The sequence below is a fragment of the Enterobacter sp. ECC-249 genome, assembly GCF_043965265.1.
Taxonomy (GTDB): Bacteria; Pseudomonadota; Gammaproteobacteria; order Enterobacterales; family Enterobacteriaceae; genus Enterobacter; species Enterobacter quasiroggenkampii.
The window spans coordinates 1,684,384-1,699,507 of record NZ_CP143660.1; the positions used below are offsets into that span (position 1 = coordinate 1,684,384).

Genomic DNA, 15,124 nt, shown 5'->3' on the forward strand with positions numbered 1-15,124 from the left:
GGACAGAGAAATGCAAAAAGTTGCTCTCGTAACAGGCTCAGGCCAGGGGATTGGTAAAGCGATCGCGCTTCGCCTGGTTAAGGATGGGTTTGCCGTCGCCATCGCCGACTATAACGTTGAGACGGCAAGAGCCGTCGCCGATGAAATCATCCGTAACGGCGGTAACGCCGTCGCCGTGAAGGTGGATGTCTCTGACCGCGAGCAGGTATTTGCGGCGGTGGAGAAAGCCCGCACCGCGCTGGGCGGATTCAACGTGATCGTCAATAACGCCGGGATTGCGCCTTCTACCCCAATCGAATCCATCACGCCGGAGATTGTCGACAAGGTTTACAACATCAACGTGAAAGGGGTGATCTGGGGGATCCAGGCCGCGATTGACGCGTTTCGCAAAGAGGGGCACGGCGGCAAAATCATCAACGCCTGCTCCCAGGCGGGCCACACCGGCAACCCGGAGCTGGCTGTCTACAGTTCCAGTAAATTCGCGGTGCGCGGCTTAACCCAGACCGCCGCACGGGATCTTGCTCCGCTGGGGATCACCGTTAACGCCTACTGCCCGGGCATCGTTAAAACGCCGATGTGGGCGGAGATCGACCGTCAGGTCTCCGAGGCGGCGGGTAAACCGCTCGGCTACGGGACTGAAACCTTTGCCAAACGCATCACGCTTGGCCGCCTGTCCGAACCGGAAGATGTCGCCGCCTGCGTTTCATACCTGGCGGGACCGGATTCCGACTACATGACCGGCCAGTCTCTGCTCATCGATGGTGGGATGGTATTCAACTAAATTCTAATAAGCTCTGACATGAGTTTTCCCCTGCACCCGTGCAGGGGCTTTTTTTTGTCTCCTCCGCCATTGTGCATTACACTGCGCGCTGCAAAACTTTAGTCATTACGATCTGACAGGCGGTAACAGCGATGAACGGTACAATCACAACGTGGTTTAAAGATAAAGGCTTTGGATTTATCAAAGATGAAAACGGCGACAACCGCTATTTTCATGTGATTAAGGTCGCGAACCCCGATCTGATTAAGAAAGATGCCGCGGTGACCTTCGAGCCAACCACCAACAACAAAGGCCTTTCCGCCTACGCGGTGAAGGTGATCCCGGAAAGCAAACATCTCTTTATTGCGGGCGAGCGCGTGAAGCTCACCTCCATCAAATCCTTCGTGGTGTTCAACGAAGAAGAACCGGTTGATACCAAAATCGACAAAGAGAATGCGGTGCTGTCGGTGGGGCTGCTGATGAACAGCATCAAGCCGAAATCTGATAAAAAGCCTGGCGAAATGCGCACGGTGAAGAAGCTCGCGATCACCACCTTCCAGAACACGACGCTGATCTTCACCGAAGATGAGATCGACATTGATGCCACGGTGAAGCTGCTGAAGTGATTTTTTTGCCGGGTGGCGGCGATGCCTTACCCGGCCAACGAAAAACCATCAACGCGGCACGCAACGTAGGCCCGGCAAGCGCAGCGCCACCGGGCATCGCCGCGCGCACTTATCCCATCCTGTGCTCGCCCCGTAACATCGCCTCGCGGTCAAACACCTTCTGGATCTCCCCGTGCGCCATAAACGCCGCCCGGTCGGACATATGCGCAATCACGTCCGCGTCGTGGCTCACCAGCAGATAGGTCATGCCGTGCTCGGCCTTCAGGCGGTTAAGCAGGTTCAGGATTTCCGCCTGTACCGACATGTCCAGCGCCGAGGTCGGTTCATCCAGCAGCAGAAGCTTCGGGCGCAGCAGCAGCGCGCGGGCAATGGCAACGCGCTGGCGCTGGCCGCCGGAAAGCTGGTGCGGGTAGCGCTTGCCCGCGTCGGCGGAAAGCCCCACCTCGTGCAGCGCATTGGCCACCTTTTCCGCGATCTGCGTCTCGCCGTGGATGCTTAACGGCTCCGACAGCGTGCGCGCAATGGTGTGGTTCGGGTGCAGCGACGCCCACGGATCCTGAAACACCATCTGCACGTTGCGGCGAAGCTCGCCTTCAAAACGTCGCCCTGGCCGTAGCGCTTCTCCCAGTATAGAAATGCGACCGTTCCACTCGCGCTGCAGCCCCGCCATCGCGCGCAAAATAGTCGATTTCCCGCAGCCGGATTCACCTATCAGGCTGAAGGTTTCACCTTTCTCGATGGTAAAGCTGGCGGCGGACACCGCCGTTTTATCTCCGAAGCTCACCTGGAGATCCTTAACTTCAACGAGCGCCATTATCGGTCTCCTTCCACGGCTGCGAACGGTCCAGCGTCGGCAGCATCTGGCCGAAGGTGTTGGCGTCTGGACGACAGGTCCACAGGGTGCGCGTATACGGGTGCGTCGCCTGCGGGAGCTGGCTTGCCGCCATTTCATCCACCTTTTCGCCCTGATACATCACCAGCACGCGGTCACAGTGTTCCGCTACCAGAGGCAGCTCGTGGCTGATTAACAGCATCGCCATCCGGCGTTCTTCGCTCTGCTGCACCAGCAGCTCGAGGATCTGGCTACGCAGGCGGGCGTCCAGCGCGGAGGTCGGTTCGTCGGCAATCAGCACCTGCGGGTTGTTGATCAGCGCAATCGCGATCATCACCCGCTGGCCCATTCCCCCGGAAAGTTCACCGGGGTAGCGTGACAGCACGTTCTCGTTCAGCCCGACGGCGCGGATGATGTCGTGAATACGCGCCGCACGCTCCGGGCGCGACAGGCGCTGATGCAGCGTGAGCGCCTCATCAAGCTGAGCGGCGACGTTTTTCGCCGGATTCAGGGCGTAGCGCGGGTCCTGCAGGACCATCGCAATCCCGTTGCCGCGCAGCGCCTGCCAGCGGCGGGTGCTCAGGGTCAGCAGGTCGTTGCCGAGCACGTTAAGCCGGCTGGCGCTCACGATGCCGGGCTTACGCACCAGCCCCATCAGGGCGCGGGCGGACATGGACTTGCCGGAGCCGGATTCCCCCACCAGCGCCAGCCGCTCGTTGCCAAGCGTAAAGCTCAGGGTGTTGACCACGCGTGCGGCGGGGTAGTCGATATTCAGCGCATCGACGATGACGCGGGGTTCAGTCATGCTGTGGCTCCAGTACATCGCGCAGGCCATCGCCCAGCAGGTTAAAGGCCAGGCTGGCAAACAGAATTGCCCCGCCCGGAATGGCGGCAATCCACCACTGGTCGAAAATGACCTGCATGCCGTCGGCGATCATCGCGCCCCATTCGGCCATTGGAGGGCGTGCGCTAAGACCGAGGAAGCCCAGCCCGGCAGCCGCCAGAATAATCCCCGCCAGATCGAGCGCCAGCCGCACAATCGCGGACGGCAGGCACAGGGGCAGAATATGGCCGACCAGCAGGCGCAGCCCGCGGATGCCCATCATTTCGGCTGCGGCGAGGTAGTCGCTGTGGCGCAGACGCTGAATTTCACTCCGCGCCTGACGCGCGTAGGCAGGCCAGGTGGTTAAGGCCAGCGCCAGCGCGCCGTTGACCAGCCCCGGGCCGAGCATCGCCACAAAGGCGAAGGCGAGGATCAGGCGCGGCATCGACATCACCACGTCGGTGAAGCGCATCAGGATACGCTCCATCCAGCCGCCATAGTAGCCGGACAAAATCCCCACCAGCAGCCCGGCGGGCAGGGTGATAACGGTAACCAGCGCCACCAGCCCGAGCGCCGGACGGGTGCCGTAAATCAGGCGCGAGAGCAGGTCGCGCCCGTAGCTGTCGGTGCCCAGCCAGTGCTGGCCGTTCGGTGCCTGCAGGCGCGCGGCGGCGTCCTGCCAGTTTGGATCAACCGGTGCCAGCCAGGGGGCGAACAGGGCAATAAACACCAGCAGCGCAATGGCAACCAGCCCGCAAAACGCGGCAGGGGAGCGGCGCAGGCGGCGTAAGAAAAGATAAAACGGCATCAGCGCACCCTGGGATCGGTCGCCCGCACAAGCAGGTCGGTAAGGTTATTGATCAGGACAAAGCAGACGCCAATCAGCAGCGTGCCGCCCATGACCGCGGTGGTGTCTCCGGCGAACAGGGCGGTGGTGAGGTAGCGCCCGATCCCCGGCCATGAGAAGACGGTTTCGGTCAGTACAGCACCTTCCAGCATGCTGGTGTAGGCGAGGGCGATCACCGTCAGCAGGGTGCCACGAATGTTCGGTAGCACGTGGCGCAGCAGGATGGTCATCTCCCCGGCACCCTTGGCGCGGGCAAGCAGGATGTACTCTTTGTTCATTTCACCGAGGCAGGCGGAGCGCGTCAGGCGGGTGATGCTCGCCAGCGAGTAATAGGCCAGCAGCAGCACCGGCAGCACCAGGTGGCTGAGGGCGTTGCGGAACGCCTCGCGGTCGCCGGAAAGCCAGGTATCTATGAGCGCAAAGCCGGTGCGCGGCTCGACGGTGAACTGCCAGATATCATCCAGCCTGCCGGGACCCGCGCTCCACTGCAGCTTCGCGTAGAACAGAGCCAGCATCAGCAGGCCGAGCCAGAAAATCGGCACCGAGTTGCCGAGCAGGGTGAGCGTTCTGATGGCTAAATCGAGCGGCGAACCGGCGTAGCGGGCGCACAGCACCCCGGCAATCACGCCGAGCACGGCGCCGATGATTAAGGCCAAAGTCGCCAGTTCGAGCGTGGCGGGAAAGGCGTGCAGCAGATCCTGCAGCACCGGTTGCCCGGTGGCGCTGGCGGTGCCCAAATCACCGTGGGCAAGGTTTTGCAGGTAGTGCCAGAACTGCACGGGCAGGGGACGATCCAGCCCAAGCTGGTGGCGAACCTGATCGTACGTCGACTGGCTGGCGTGATCGCCGACGATCTGCAGCACGCGATCGACCGGTGAAAACGCCGAAAGCGCAAACGTGACGAGCAGCAGCCCGAAGAGCGTGAGCAGCAGGGTCAGCAGACCCTGAAGCACGCGGGTGGAAAGATGTGGCATGGGAAAATCGTTATCCTGAAAATATGCACGGACGACCCCTCTCCCTGTGGGAGAGGGCGGGGGTGAGGGGGAACAGGCGGCTCTTCTGCGCGATGTTGCCCTCACCCCAACCCTCTCCCACGGGAGAGGGTTGGGGTGAGGGCTACTTCGTGACGCGATCGTACCAGACCATATCCGCGTTCAGCCCCTGCTGATACCCCTTCACGTTATCGCGCACCACGATCTGGGTTTTGCCCTGATCGACGAACACGTACGGCGAGCTCTGCTGCAGCTGTTCCTGCATTTTCTTGTACAGATCCAGACGCTTCGCCGGATCCGGTTCGGCTACCGCCGCCAGCGTGGCCTTGTTCAGCTCCGGAATTTTCCAGCCGTTCAGGCCGGCCACGGTGCTGGACTTCCCGTCATTCCACGCGAAGGCGCTGGCGTTTGAGTGCGCGTCGAAGTAGTCCGGGATCCACAGACGAATCGCCGCCTGATGCTGCTTGGCGCGCACGCGGGCATAGACCTGACTTCCGGCGGCAGGCAGCAGATCCACCTTCACGCCGCCCTGCGCAAAGCTCGCCTGCATCGACTGCGCGATGGTGATAAACGGCGGCTTGTTCTCCACGTCCAGCGTGAAGTGCGCGTCCTTAATGCCCGCTTTGGCGAGAATGGCTTTCGCTTTTGCCGGATCAAATTTAAACGGATTGTCTTCCAGCGCGCCCGGCAGACCGACCGGCAGGAAGCTCTGGTGAACAAAGTACTGGCCTTTCAGCAGGTTTTTAGTGATGCCGTCATAATCGACCAGCCAGCGCGACGCTTCCCAGAAGGCCGGGTTATTCAGCAGCGGGTTAGCGCTGTTGCCGGTGTTAAAGACCAGGTAATTCTGTTCAGCAGACGGGATGCTCAGCACCTTCACGCCCGGCTTGCCGTCCAGGGCGCTAATCTGATCTGCACCCAGATCGCGCGCCACGTCCGCATCACCCTGCTGGATCAGCAGGCGGCGCGAAGCCGGATCGGGGACGTTTTTAATGATGATGCTTTTCAGCTTCGGCGCGCCGCCGGGAGCGGAGTCGTTGGCTTCCAGCACGATGGCCTGATGCGGCTGATAGACGCGCATTTTGAACGCGCCGCTGCCCGCCGAGTGCATTTTCAGCCACGCGTTACCGAAGTCGTTATCCTTCACGTTCGCGGCGACCTGCTTTTCATCGACGATAGAGGCAATCGGCGTGGAGAGAATATTCAGCGCCACCGACGGGCTCACGTCCGCCGTCCAGTGAAGCTGGAGGGTGTGCTCGTCCACCTTTTTCAGCTGGCTGACGATGTTGCTCGCGTCCCAGCCCAGTACGTTGAGGATAAAGGCCGGGGATTTGTTCAGCGTCACGGCGCGGGTATAAGAGAAGATCACGTCTTCAGGGCGCAGCGGGTTGCCGGAGGCGAATTTCGCATCGGGCTTAAGCTTGATGGTCAGGGTTTTTGCTGCCGCGTCCGCTTCCCAGCTTTCTGCCAGAATCGGCGTGATTTTTTCCGGATTATCGCGGTCCGGCTGCACCAGACGCTGGTACAGGCTCGGCACGGTCTGGATGCTGGAGAGCTCGTTGGCTTCGGCCGGGTCGAGGCTCACGATGTCATCCAGCCCCTGGGCAACCACCAGCGTGTTGGGCGGAGTAGCGGCGTGGGCTGCGCCTGCGAGCGCAGTCAGTACCAGTAACGGCAGCAGTTTTTTAGTCATAGCGATCCCTGAGAAGAATATATTGTGATTGTTTTATGCTCCGCTACGTTAGGGCGACTGTGGCATTCCACAAAGTCGAAATTCAGCTTTACTTATGCCTTCCGGGAATATCGCATGCGCTCGGGCTATTAAAATACGCTGCTTTTCGCCTGCTTTTTAACCTGCTATAACAAACTCCTTACCTTTCAGGGAGTCACCGCCGTGCCCGAAATCAATCAACATGGTCAAACCGTTAACGATATCGTTCCTGACTGGAAAGGCGCGCGGGCGTTAACCCGCACGCCGCTGTTCGGCCAGTATTGTCGCCTGGAGCCGCTGGACGCCGATCGCCACGCGGCCGATCTCTATGAGGCCTACGCGCTGGGCGACGACAGCGACTGGACGTGGCTTGCCAGCACGCAGCCCACGAGCGTGGAAGCCACCGCGCACTGGATCATGGCGAAGGTCATGGACGATGAGCTGGTGCCGTTTGCCGTCATTGACTTACGCACCGAACGTGCGGTGGGGCTGGTGAGCTATATGGCCAACGAGCGGCTTCTGGGGTCGGTGGAGATCGGGCACGTCACCTGGTCGCGTAAAATGAAAAGATCCCGCATCGGTACTGAAACGGTGTGGCTGCTGCTGAAAAATGCGTTTGAGCACGGCTACCGGCGCCTCGAGTGGAAGTGCGATTCGATGAACGTTGCCTCACGCAGGGCGGCGGAGCGGCTGGGGTTTGTCTGGGAAGGGCGCCTGCGCCAGAAGCTGGTGCGTAAAGGGCGCAACCGCGACAGCGATATGCTTTCTATTATTGACGGCGAATGGCCGCAAAGAGACGCGGAGCTGCGTGCCTGGCTGGCGGCGGAGAATTTTGACGACGATGGGCGTCAGATAAAGCGGCTTGAGGCGTTTCGGTTATAAGTTTTTTATGTAGGGTACAGCGTAAACGCGCGGCTAATACGCGGAAATCGCAATTTCAATCAGGTTGGTTTTTCCTGACTGTAGCCCGCGCGCTACCGCTTCGGCGATATCGGCAGCCTCGGTCACCCGGCAGCAGTGGACGCCCATGGCGGTGGCCAGCGACTGAAAATCGATATGCGGGTTCACAAGGTCCATCCCGATAAAACGCCCCAGCCGCGTTGAGCTGTAGTCAGCCTGGCTCTTCATAAAGTTTTTCAGGATGTTGTACTCCCTGTTGTTCATAACGATAAAGGTGACCGGCAGATTTTCGTGTGCCGCCGTCCAGAGCGCCTGCGGCGAGTAAAGGGAGGCTCCGTCGCCTATCAGGCAGACCACCGGCTCACGTCCGCGCCCCAGCGAATGGCCCACTGAGGCAGGCATCCCCCAGCCCAGTCCGCCGCCGCGCATAAAGTAGTAGCGCTGATGCTGCTGGTCAGAGATGAACCGGCGGACATGCCTGGCGGTCGCTATCGCCTCATCAACGATGGTGGTGCCAGGCGGAATGGATCGGATGACTTCCCAGGCTGCTACCATCGGGGAGATCGCCGGGCGTAGCCGCTCGGCGGCCAGACGTTCTTCCTGCTGCTGCCACTCCTTCTCACGTTCGTCGCGAGCCGCAACCAGCAGCCGCTGGTGGGCCAGCGTGCTGGCTATCAGACGCTGCTCAAGCTTTGGCAGTAGTTCATGCAGGGACAGTTTGATATCCCCCATCACCGAGAGGCGGGTGGCATACGTGCGGCCAAGTTCGTTCATATCCGCCGAGAGCTGATACACCGCACAGGCATCCGGAATGGCCTCGCCCTCGCTGTACAAAATGGTAATCAGGCTTCTGCCGCCGATGATAAATACGGCATCGTAGGCGTTGATGATGCTGGCGATTTCGCTGGCGGTGGTGGGCATATTGCCCCGCCAGAGCGCGTGCTGGGTGGGAAAGGGGAGGTTCAACGGCCAGGAGGAGCCGTAGACGTGGGCGCCGAGCGCTTCAGCAAGCTGGACAATCTCCTGCGTTGAGCCGCTGGAGTGAACTTCATCCCCCGCCACAATCATGATCCTGCCGGGCGTAACCTGGCTCAGCTCCGCCGCCAGTTCGTCCAGCGAGCCCGCCACGGTGTGGTAGTTCACTTTAGAGGCCGTTTGTATTCCGGCGTCGCTGAGCTCTTCCATCACGTTCATTGGCAGAGAAAGCAGCACCGGACCCGCAGGAGGGTAGCTGGCAGCGTGAAATGCCCGGCGCACCAGCACCGGTAGCTGGTCGGCGCTGGTGACCTCCTGCGCCCATTTCATGACCGGGGAACCAATGGAGACAATGTCATCGTACAGGAGCGGGTCGCGGACGTAGTGTCGCGTATCCTGCTGTCCGACGGTGACAACCAGCGGGGTTTTCATGATCCGCGAATTAATGAGATTCCCCATACCGTGCCCCAGACCGCTGGCGGTATGCAAATTGATAAAACCGGTCTTGCCTGAGGCTTTCGCGTAGCCGTCGGCAATGGCGACCACGCTGCTCTCCTGAAGCGCCAGAATATAGTGAATATTTTCATGGCGAAGCAGGGCATCAATGAGCGGAAGTTCGGTGGTTCCGGGGTTGCCAAAAATATATTCCACGCCTTCACTCTCCAGCACTTCAAGGAGAATATCGGCACCCGATCGCATATTTAAATCTGATAAGGACGTTAATGATTTAATCATAATGACACCTCATTCAGCGTTATTTAACTCATGCTAAAATTCTTCCTGCGTGGGACGAATAATTATTTCATTCACATCAACATCGCCAGGCTGTTCGATAGCAAATAATACGGCTCTGGCAATCGACTCTGCCGGAATAGCCTGCTTATAAAATTCATGCAGGAACTGTTTGCTCGGGGCATCAGAGCTACCAAACTGCAGCTCGCTTTCAACGGCGCCGGGGGAGATAAGGGTAGTCCGAACGGTTTTCCCCGCTTCCTGACGTAACCCTTCGCTCAGGGCGCGGACGGCGAATTTCGTAGCGCTGTACACCACGCCGCCGGGGGCAAGGACCTTGATGCCCGCCACGGAGGCAACGTTAATAAAGTGCCCGCTCCCCTGACGCTGAAACACCGGAAATGCCGCTGCGATACCGTACAGCACGCCTTTGATATTGGTATCAATCATCCGGTCCCATTCGTCGGTTTTCAACTCGCTGATGGGGGCAATCGCCATAAAGCCCGCGTTGTTGATCAGCACATCGACGCGCTGGTATGCGGCGACGGCAGCATCAACCGCGCGCTGAACCTCTTCCTGTCGGGTCACGTCCGCCTTCACGGCAATTGCCTGGCCGCCCTGCTGAATAATGCGATCCACAAGGGCGTTAATTCTCTCCAGACGACGGGCAACCAGCACCAGAGAAAATGGTTTATTTGCCAGGTGAAGGGCGATGGCCTCACCAATACCGCTGCTGGCACCGGTGATAACAACAACTTTGTTTGCACTATTATTCATGATCTTATCTCACTGTAGTGTGATTAAAAAATAAAATGCAGAGAAGGGTTAAAGAATGATGAAAAATTCTTTAACCCTTTTTGAAAATATATTGTATATATCGAATTAAATAGCATTCGGTTTAAACTTAATGGAGTTTCAGGGAGAGTGTCAATAAAGTTTCAAGTAATAAAATTCATTGCCGTGCTAATATTTAATTCTTATATGTAACAGCCAATATTATGTACAGGATTTAGTATTGAAAACTCTCTCTTTTCTTATCATGCAGGCGTAAATCCGGGGAAGGTAGATTAAGAGGCTCGCGGCCCTGCGAACAAGGCCTGAGAATTAAATTTTCCCACTGTAGAGCACGGGACCGGTGGGTTGACCGGTGGGCGATCCCCCCTCAGGTTCAAGGCTTATGGCTATCATCGCGTCAGGGGTAAGGGTGTTATTCCTGAGGGCAACATGGGTCGGTATATCACTTTGCAGCAGCCCAAGGGATATCGGGGCCTTCCCGGCAGGAATAAGCCAAAGCTGCAGGCTGTTTTGCGCCGCGACAGCGTTCGGTCTGAGAGGCGTTATGCTCAGATACTGGCGGCGGGCGTCTGTACTGACGACCCATTGTCCGTGCTGTTGGGCATCGTTGAGCACCATCAGCGGTGCGAGTTCCGGCGTGCGGATGGTATACCAGGCTACCGCGCTAACAGCGGCGATGCCGGCCGCGATCGTCCAGCCGAGATAAGGCCGGCTTTTGCGCAAAGGCTTTTTGGGCGGCAGATCGAGGGCGATTCTCTTCCACACCGTCTCGGGTGGGGGAACTGGCGCAAGATGACTGTCGAGCGTGCTGAACATTTCCTGCCAGTACGCGACGCGGGCTTTCAGGCGCGGCTCAGCGGCAAGTCTTTTCTGGAACTGAAGCCGCGCCCCTCCGCGCAGGGTGCCGAGGGCATATTCCGCAGCCAGCATGTCATCGCGTTTTTCGCTGTCATTCATAGGCCCACGCACTCCCGAAGATGATCCATCGCGCGGCGGATCCAGCTTTTTACCGAGCCCACGGGCTGGTGGAGCCAGTCGGCAATGTCGCTGTGGGACATGCCTTGATAGTAGGCAAGCGTAATACTCTGGCGCTGTTCATGACTCAAATGGTCCAGACAATGCCTGAGCCGTGCTGCCTGCGCGTCGTCGTGCCAGTTATTCTGCTCATCGCTTTCGCTCAGCAGAATATCTTCCGAATACGACTCTTCACGGGCTGCAGCCCGGGTTTGCCCGCTGCGCAGCCAGTCAATACAGCGGTTGCGAACAATATGCGTAAGCCAGGTCATCGGGGAGCTCAGGGTAGCGTTATAGGTTTCGGCTTTACTCCAGACGGTGACAAAACAGTCGTGAAGGATCTCTTCTGCCCAGGCGCGGTCGCGCAACATGCGCAGCGCAACGGCAAACAGGTGAGGCGATGTGAGTCGGTAAAGTTGTTCAAATGCGCGGCGATCGCCGTTAGCGATCGCCTGCATTAATTTCAACTGCTGTTCAGCCAGCGCGTTATCCATGTTTTTCCCGGAAAGCAACGTCACACTTCCGAAGTATAGACAACTACTTAGGCAACAGGACGGTATCAATCACATCGATCACGCCATTTTTTTGATGGACGTCGTAGGTGCTGATGTTCGCCACGTTACCTTTACCATCCTTGAGCTGAATATTATGCGGGCCGTTACTCATGATCCACAGCGGTTGACCGTTAACGGTCTTAAGCTCCGCGTGACCGCCGCCCTGTTTAATTTTCTGCTCCAGCGCTTTCATATCGTAATTACCGGCGACCACGTGATAGGTCAGAATGCTGGTGAGCGTGGCTTTGTTTTCGGGTTTGACCAGGTTCTCGACCGTGCCGGCAGGCAATTTCGCAAACGCCGCATTGGTCGGGGCAAACACGGTGAATGGCCCTTTGCTCTGGAGCGTATCCACCAGCCCGGCCGCTTTGACGGCGGCCACCAGCGTAGTGTGATCTTTCGAGTTCACGGCGTTTTCAACAATATTTTTGCTCGGGAACATCGCCGCTCCGCCCACCATCACGGTGTCTGACGTCATGGCTGCTGATGCGCCTGCACAGAAGAGTATCGCGCTGGATACGAATGCAACACTGAGTAGCTTTTTCATCATTTATCCTCGGATTAAGGAGCAAAGGCGTTGCTCACATACTCATATACGAGGGGCGGGGGGAAACTGGATGCAGGAGTATGAAAATATTTTTGGAAGGGGGGCAAAGTGAATTTGAACGTTGATTTTGGTTAAGTTCTGTTCGCGGGTTTTATGCGCTAATGCCCTTCTGGATCTCCAATATCAGGAACTTAACTCATGGATGACTCTGAAAATCGTGCTTATCATCGGCCCATCTGGGACGACAATGGACGGTTTCATTATGAATTGACCTCCCAGCCAAAAGAAAATAATTACGTGGCGGTTTGCCTTATGCCGCCGCACAAAATCATTCCGGTTATTTTTATTCCGGGAGTGATGGGATCTAATTTAAAGAACAAAGAGAACAATGTCTGGGAGTACAGCTTTGAATCACTAAAAAAATGGCCGTTAGCAGGCCCGGAGAAAAGAAAACAGCTTCTGGACCCAAAAACCACATCCGTTGATGACAGCGGGAATATCTTCAATGAGGGGGCTGATGGTAAAAAATTCCCATCCCGCCGTGCACGGGGGTGGGGAAGTGCGTTTTATATGAGCTACGGCGAGGCGCTTGACCGGTTGCAGTACTTGCTCAGTGACGACGATATCCTGTTAGATAATTATTTCCGTGAAGCGCAATTACAAACGGCGCGGCAGCGTTTTACCGGTGTAAGGATCGGTGACGAACCTGCAGAGCAGGTGCTGACGGAAGAAGAAACTGCGCACGGCCACCACTTTTTATACCCGCTTCACGTTTTTGGCTATAACTGGCTACAGTCGAATGCTGATTCGGCGGCGTTGCTTGGCCAATATATCAACAAGGTTCTGGGGTTATATCACGGTCGTCTCGCGGTGGATAAAGTCATTCTTGTTACCCATTCGATGGGAGGCATGGTTGCCCGGCATTATTCAGAAAACATGAACGGTCAGGGCAGTATTCTGGGGATTGTCCACGGGGTGATGCCGGACCTTGGCTCGCCAGCGGCTTATCGACGTATGAAAACCGGCGAACGGGGAATTACCGGGATAATTATCGGGGACAGTGCCGAGAAACTGATGCCTGTCCTGGCCCAGTCTCCCGGTCCGTTACAGTTGCTGCCGGGCAAGGCTTACGGTCCTGGCTGGCTGAAAATCGAGAGCGGTGGTACGCAACAGTCTCTGCCAAAAAGCGATCCATACACGGAAATATACCTTAACAAAACGGACTGGTGGCGGCTGTGTGAGAAGGATTTGCTGCTTGGGGATACTGATAAGCAGTGGGATAGTTTTGCTAAGCGTATTAAGGGTCCAGTTCAAATTTTTATTGAGGAGTTAAATGGCAAATACCACCCGCAGACCTGGCTGTTTTATGGCGCGAGTGCAGACAATAAGTCTGATGCTTTTCTGACGTGGAAAGAACGGCCTGCTCTGCGGCCCGTGCCGGTGATGGGCTATCCAGAGCCATCGTCACCGACATATCGGTATGATTCAGGAATAACCTTTGAGTTGATTTCCGCAGGAACGCCCGGCGATGGCACGGTGCCAGTAAAGGCGATCCGGACCAGGTTTCCCAGAATTCTTGGGGTGCTGGCGACCAATGTTGACCATGAAGGGGCCTATGCCGTTGATCCTGTAGATCGCTCCCGTTCAGTTTACAGCGACCTGTCCGACGCCCTGATGTTCACGGTCCGCTCGGTGGTAAAAATCGTGCAGCAGGTGCCGGCACCATGAAAAAATTCCCGTTTCCCCTGCTTATTCCGCTGGCGATGCTGTTGCTGGCGGTAGGATTCTATATTCATAACTACGTGACGTTTGTGCACACACCACCAGCATTAACCGATAAGGAAATCCGTATGGTTGACAACCTGTTTGCCTCCACCAAAACTCAGTGCGTGGGGCGCTATGTGTTTGAGGTTCCGACCTCTTTTGAAAACACCCGGACCGAAGATGCCAAAATCAATGAGATCAGCATCAGCAGCAAGCGACTTTATCGCCCGGCGTTTGAACAACGTATCCGGCTACGAGAGCAGGAGTTGCTGAACGGGCATACAGTGAGGACAGTGGATCAGCCTTTCTTAAAGCAGGTGTACCGGATCAATGAGAATGCGGTGATCTTTGACCGTAATGAAAATGAAAGTGTACCGGGTTTTGGCCGCATTCTGGAAGGGCATCTGTACGTTGACGGGGTGGCATTTACCCTTACCCAGGAAATCACAGATTTAAATGATCGAAAGTATCAAAAAGATAGGGCGGATTTCATCAATGCTGGTGTCAGTGTCGGTCATCTTAATACCAAACCTCAGAAACTGGCAGAGCTACAGGACTTAATGTCCCGTCTGAGCGGGCGAAAAGACGATGAAATCCCGACACACCCGGGCACCTGTATTTCAGAAGGGTTTATCCGCGACGGGAACGGAAAACCAAAGGAAGACATCACCTTTATTTATCCGCACAGTTCGGTATTTTCTTTTATCGTCTGGAGCAATAATGCTCTGAAAGAAAGCACCACCATGCTGGAGCGAACCGGGGAAATTCAGTCTTATATCAACAGCATTAATGGACGCACGCTGCGTAAGGGTGAAACGCAGATTGCCGGTTTCGCGGCCAGTGAATGGCTGATTACGGCCCCACCAAAAAGCTCATCCGATAATCCCTCAGCGCAGCTCATGTTTACCGCCGTAGCGAATGAGACAAATGCAGACTTCATGCATCCCAGTCTTGATCTGACGTTAAGCAACGAAATCCCACCCGAAGGCAGCGACACTGCTCCCCCATCAGCCTATAGCGACGCTGAGCTTGTGGCGATTTGGGATCGCATTACCCGTTCTTTTCGTCTCAGGGACGATGCGTTCTGAATAGTGTGTCATGGGTAAAGGGAATGGAATCTGAGATATGAATGGTACCAGAAACGTCAGTTTAATCCGCTGTGTAATCGCGCCTTTAATGGATAATGACGGAGGTTTTAAGTCCGGGATTATTTCCAGGATGAAAGATAATTTCTCGGTCTGCAGTGACCTGT

General features: G+C 56.8%; 15 protein-coding genes. 5 read left to right on the forward strand and 10 right to left on the reverse strand.

Annotated elements, in window-relative coordinates; all coding sequences use genetic code 11:
• The first annotated feature begins 10 nt into the window (after positions 1 to 10).
• Positions 11 to 781: a (S)-acetoin forming diacetyl reductase gene (locus V1587_RS08050; RefSeq protein WP_045402003.1), complete on the forward strand. Its 771-nt coding sequence runs from the start codon at positions 11 to 13 to the stop codon at positions 779 to 781.
• A 131-nt stretch (positions 782 to 912) separates the two neighbouring features.
• Positions 913 to 1,386: a cold-shock protein gene (locus V1587_RS08055; protein WP_024906955.1), complete on the forward strand. Its 474-nt coding sequence runs from the start codon at positions 913 to 915 to the stop codon at positions 1,384 to 1,386.
• Positions 1,387 to 1,495: 109 nt separating this feature from the next.
• Here V1587_RS08055 and V1587_RS08060 read toward each other — a convergent pair whose 3' ends face one another.
• The 5 genes from V1587_RS08060 to V1587_RS08080 form a co-directional block, all read right to left on the reverse strand.
• Entirely contained in the window at positions 1,496 to 2,200 is a 705-nt protein-coding gene (locus tag V1587_RS08060; RefSeq protein ID WP_371898835.1) for an ABC transporter ATP-binding protein, read from the reverse strand.
• Positions 2,187 to 3,023 (reverse strand): ABC transporter ATP-binding protein, encoded by an 837-nt coding sequence (locus V1587_RS08065; RefSeq protein WP_395314553.1) that lies wholly within the window; start codon positions 3,021 to 3,023, stop codon positions 2,187 to 2,189. Before V1587_RS08065 ends, V1587_RS08060 begins: the two co-directional genes overlap by 14 nt.
• A complete protein-coding gene (locus tag V1587_RS08070; RefSeq protein ID WP_371898837.1) occupies positions 3,016 to 3,849 on the reverse strand; it encodes an ABC transporter permease in 834 nt (277 codons plus the stop codon). The genes V1587_RS08065 and V1587_RS08070 overlap by 8 nt, the downstream gene beginning before the upstream one ends.
• Positions 3,849 to 4,862 (reverse strand): ABC transporter permease, encoded by a 1,014-nt coding sequence (locus tag V1587_RS08075; protein WP_395314554.1) that lies wholly within the window; start codon positions 4,860 to 4,862, stop codon positions 3,849 to 3,851. The genes V1587_RS08070 and V1587_RS08075 overlap by 1 nt, the downstream gene beginning before the upstream one ends.
• A 142-nt stretch (positions 4,863 to 5,004) precedes the next feature.
• The gene (locus V1587_RS08080; protein WP_371898839.1) at positions 5,005 to 6,573 is read right to left on the reverse strand and encodes an ABC transporter substrate-binding protein; all 1,569 of its coding nucleotides are present in this window, start codon (positions 6,571 to 6,573) and stop codon (positions 5,005 to 5,007) included.
• A gap of 201 nt (positions 6,574 to 6,774) precedes the next feature.
• On the opposite strand from V1587_RS08080, the gene V1587_RS08085 reads away from it, so the two are divergent.
• Positions 6,775 to 7,473, forward strand: coding sequence for a GNAT family N-acetyltransferase (locus V1587_RS08085; protein ID WP_371898840.1), 699 nt, complete (start codon positions 6,775 to 6,777; stop codon positions 7,471 to 7,473).
• A gap of 33 nt (positions 7,474 to 7,506) precedes the next feature.
• On the opposite strand, the gene V1587_RS08090 is transcribed toward V1587_RS08085, so the two are convergent.
• From V1587_RS08090 to V1587_RS08110, 5 genes are all read right to left on the reverse strand, one after another.
• Positions 7,507 to 9,201, reverse strand: coding sequence for a thiamine pyrophosphate-binding protein (locus tag V1587_RS08090; protein ID WP_371898841.1), 1,695 nt, complete (start codon positions 9,199 to 9,201; stop codon positions 7,507 to 7,509).
• 33 nt (positions 9,202 to 9,234) lie between these two features.
• Entirely contained in the window at positions 9,235 to 9,975 is a 741-nt protein-coding gene (locus tag V1587_RS08095; RefSeq protein WP_371898842.1) for an SDR family oxidoreductase, read from the reverse strand.
• Between the two features lie 327 nt (positions 9,976 to 10,302).
• Positions 10,303 to 10,950, reverse strand: coding sequence for an anti-sigma factor domain-containing protein (locus tag V1587_RS08100; RefSeq protein WP_371898843.1), 648 nt, complete (start codon positions 10,948 to 10,950; stop codon positions 10,303 to 10,305).
• A complete protein-coding gene (locus V1587_RS08105; protein ID WP_371898844.1) occupies positions 10,947 to 11,501 on the reverse strand; it encodes an RNA polymerase sigma factor in 555 nt (184 codons plus the stop codon). The genes V1587_RS08100 and V1587_RS08105 overlap by 4 nt, the downstream gene beginning before the upstream one ends.
• A 43-nt stretch (positions 11,502 to 11,544) precedes the next feature.
• Complete coding sequence (locus V1587_RS08110; RefSeq protein WP_371898845.1) at positions 11,545 to 12,108, reverse strand: fasciclin domain-containing protein; 564 nt, start codon at positions 12,106 to 12,108, stop codon at positions 11,545 to 11,547.
• Positions 12,109 to 12,306: 198 nt separating this feature from the next.
• On the opposite strand from V1587_RS08110, the gene V1587_RS08115 reads away from it, so the two are divergent.
• Together V1587_RS08115 and V1587_RS08120 are read left to right on the forward strand one after the other, a co-directional pair.
• On the forward strand, positions 12,307 to 13,836 hold the full coding sequence (locus V1587_RS08115) for an esterase/lipase family protein (RefSeq protein WP_371898846.1): 1,530 nt from the start codon (positions 12,307 to 12,309) through the stop codon (positions 13,834 to 13,836).
• Positions 13,833 to 14,960 (forward strand): T6SS immunity protein Tli4 family protein, encoded by a 1,128-nt coding sequence (locus V1587_RS08120; RefSeq protein ID WP_395314555.1) that lies wholly within the window; start codon positions 13,833 to 13,835, stop codon positions 14,958 to 14,960. Before V1587_RS08115 ends, V1587_RS08120 begins: the two co-directional genes overlap by 4 nt.
• Positions 14,961 to 15,124: the final 164 nt, after the last annotated feature.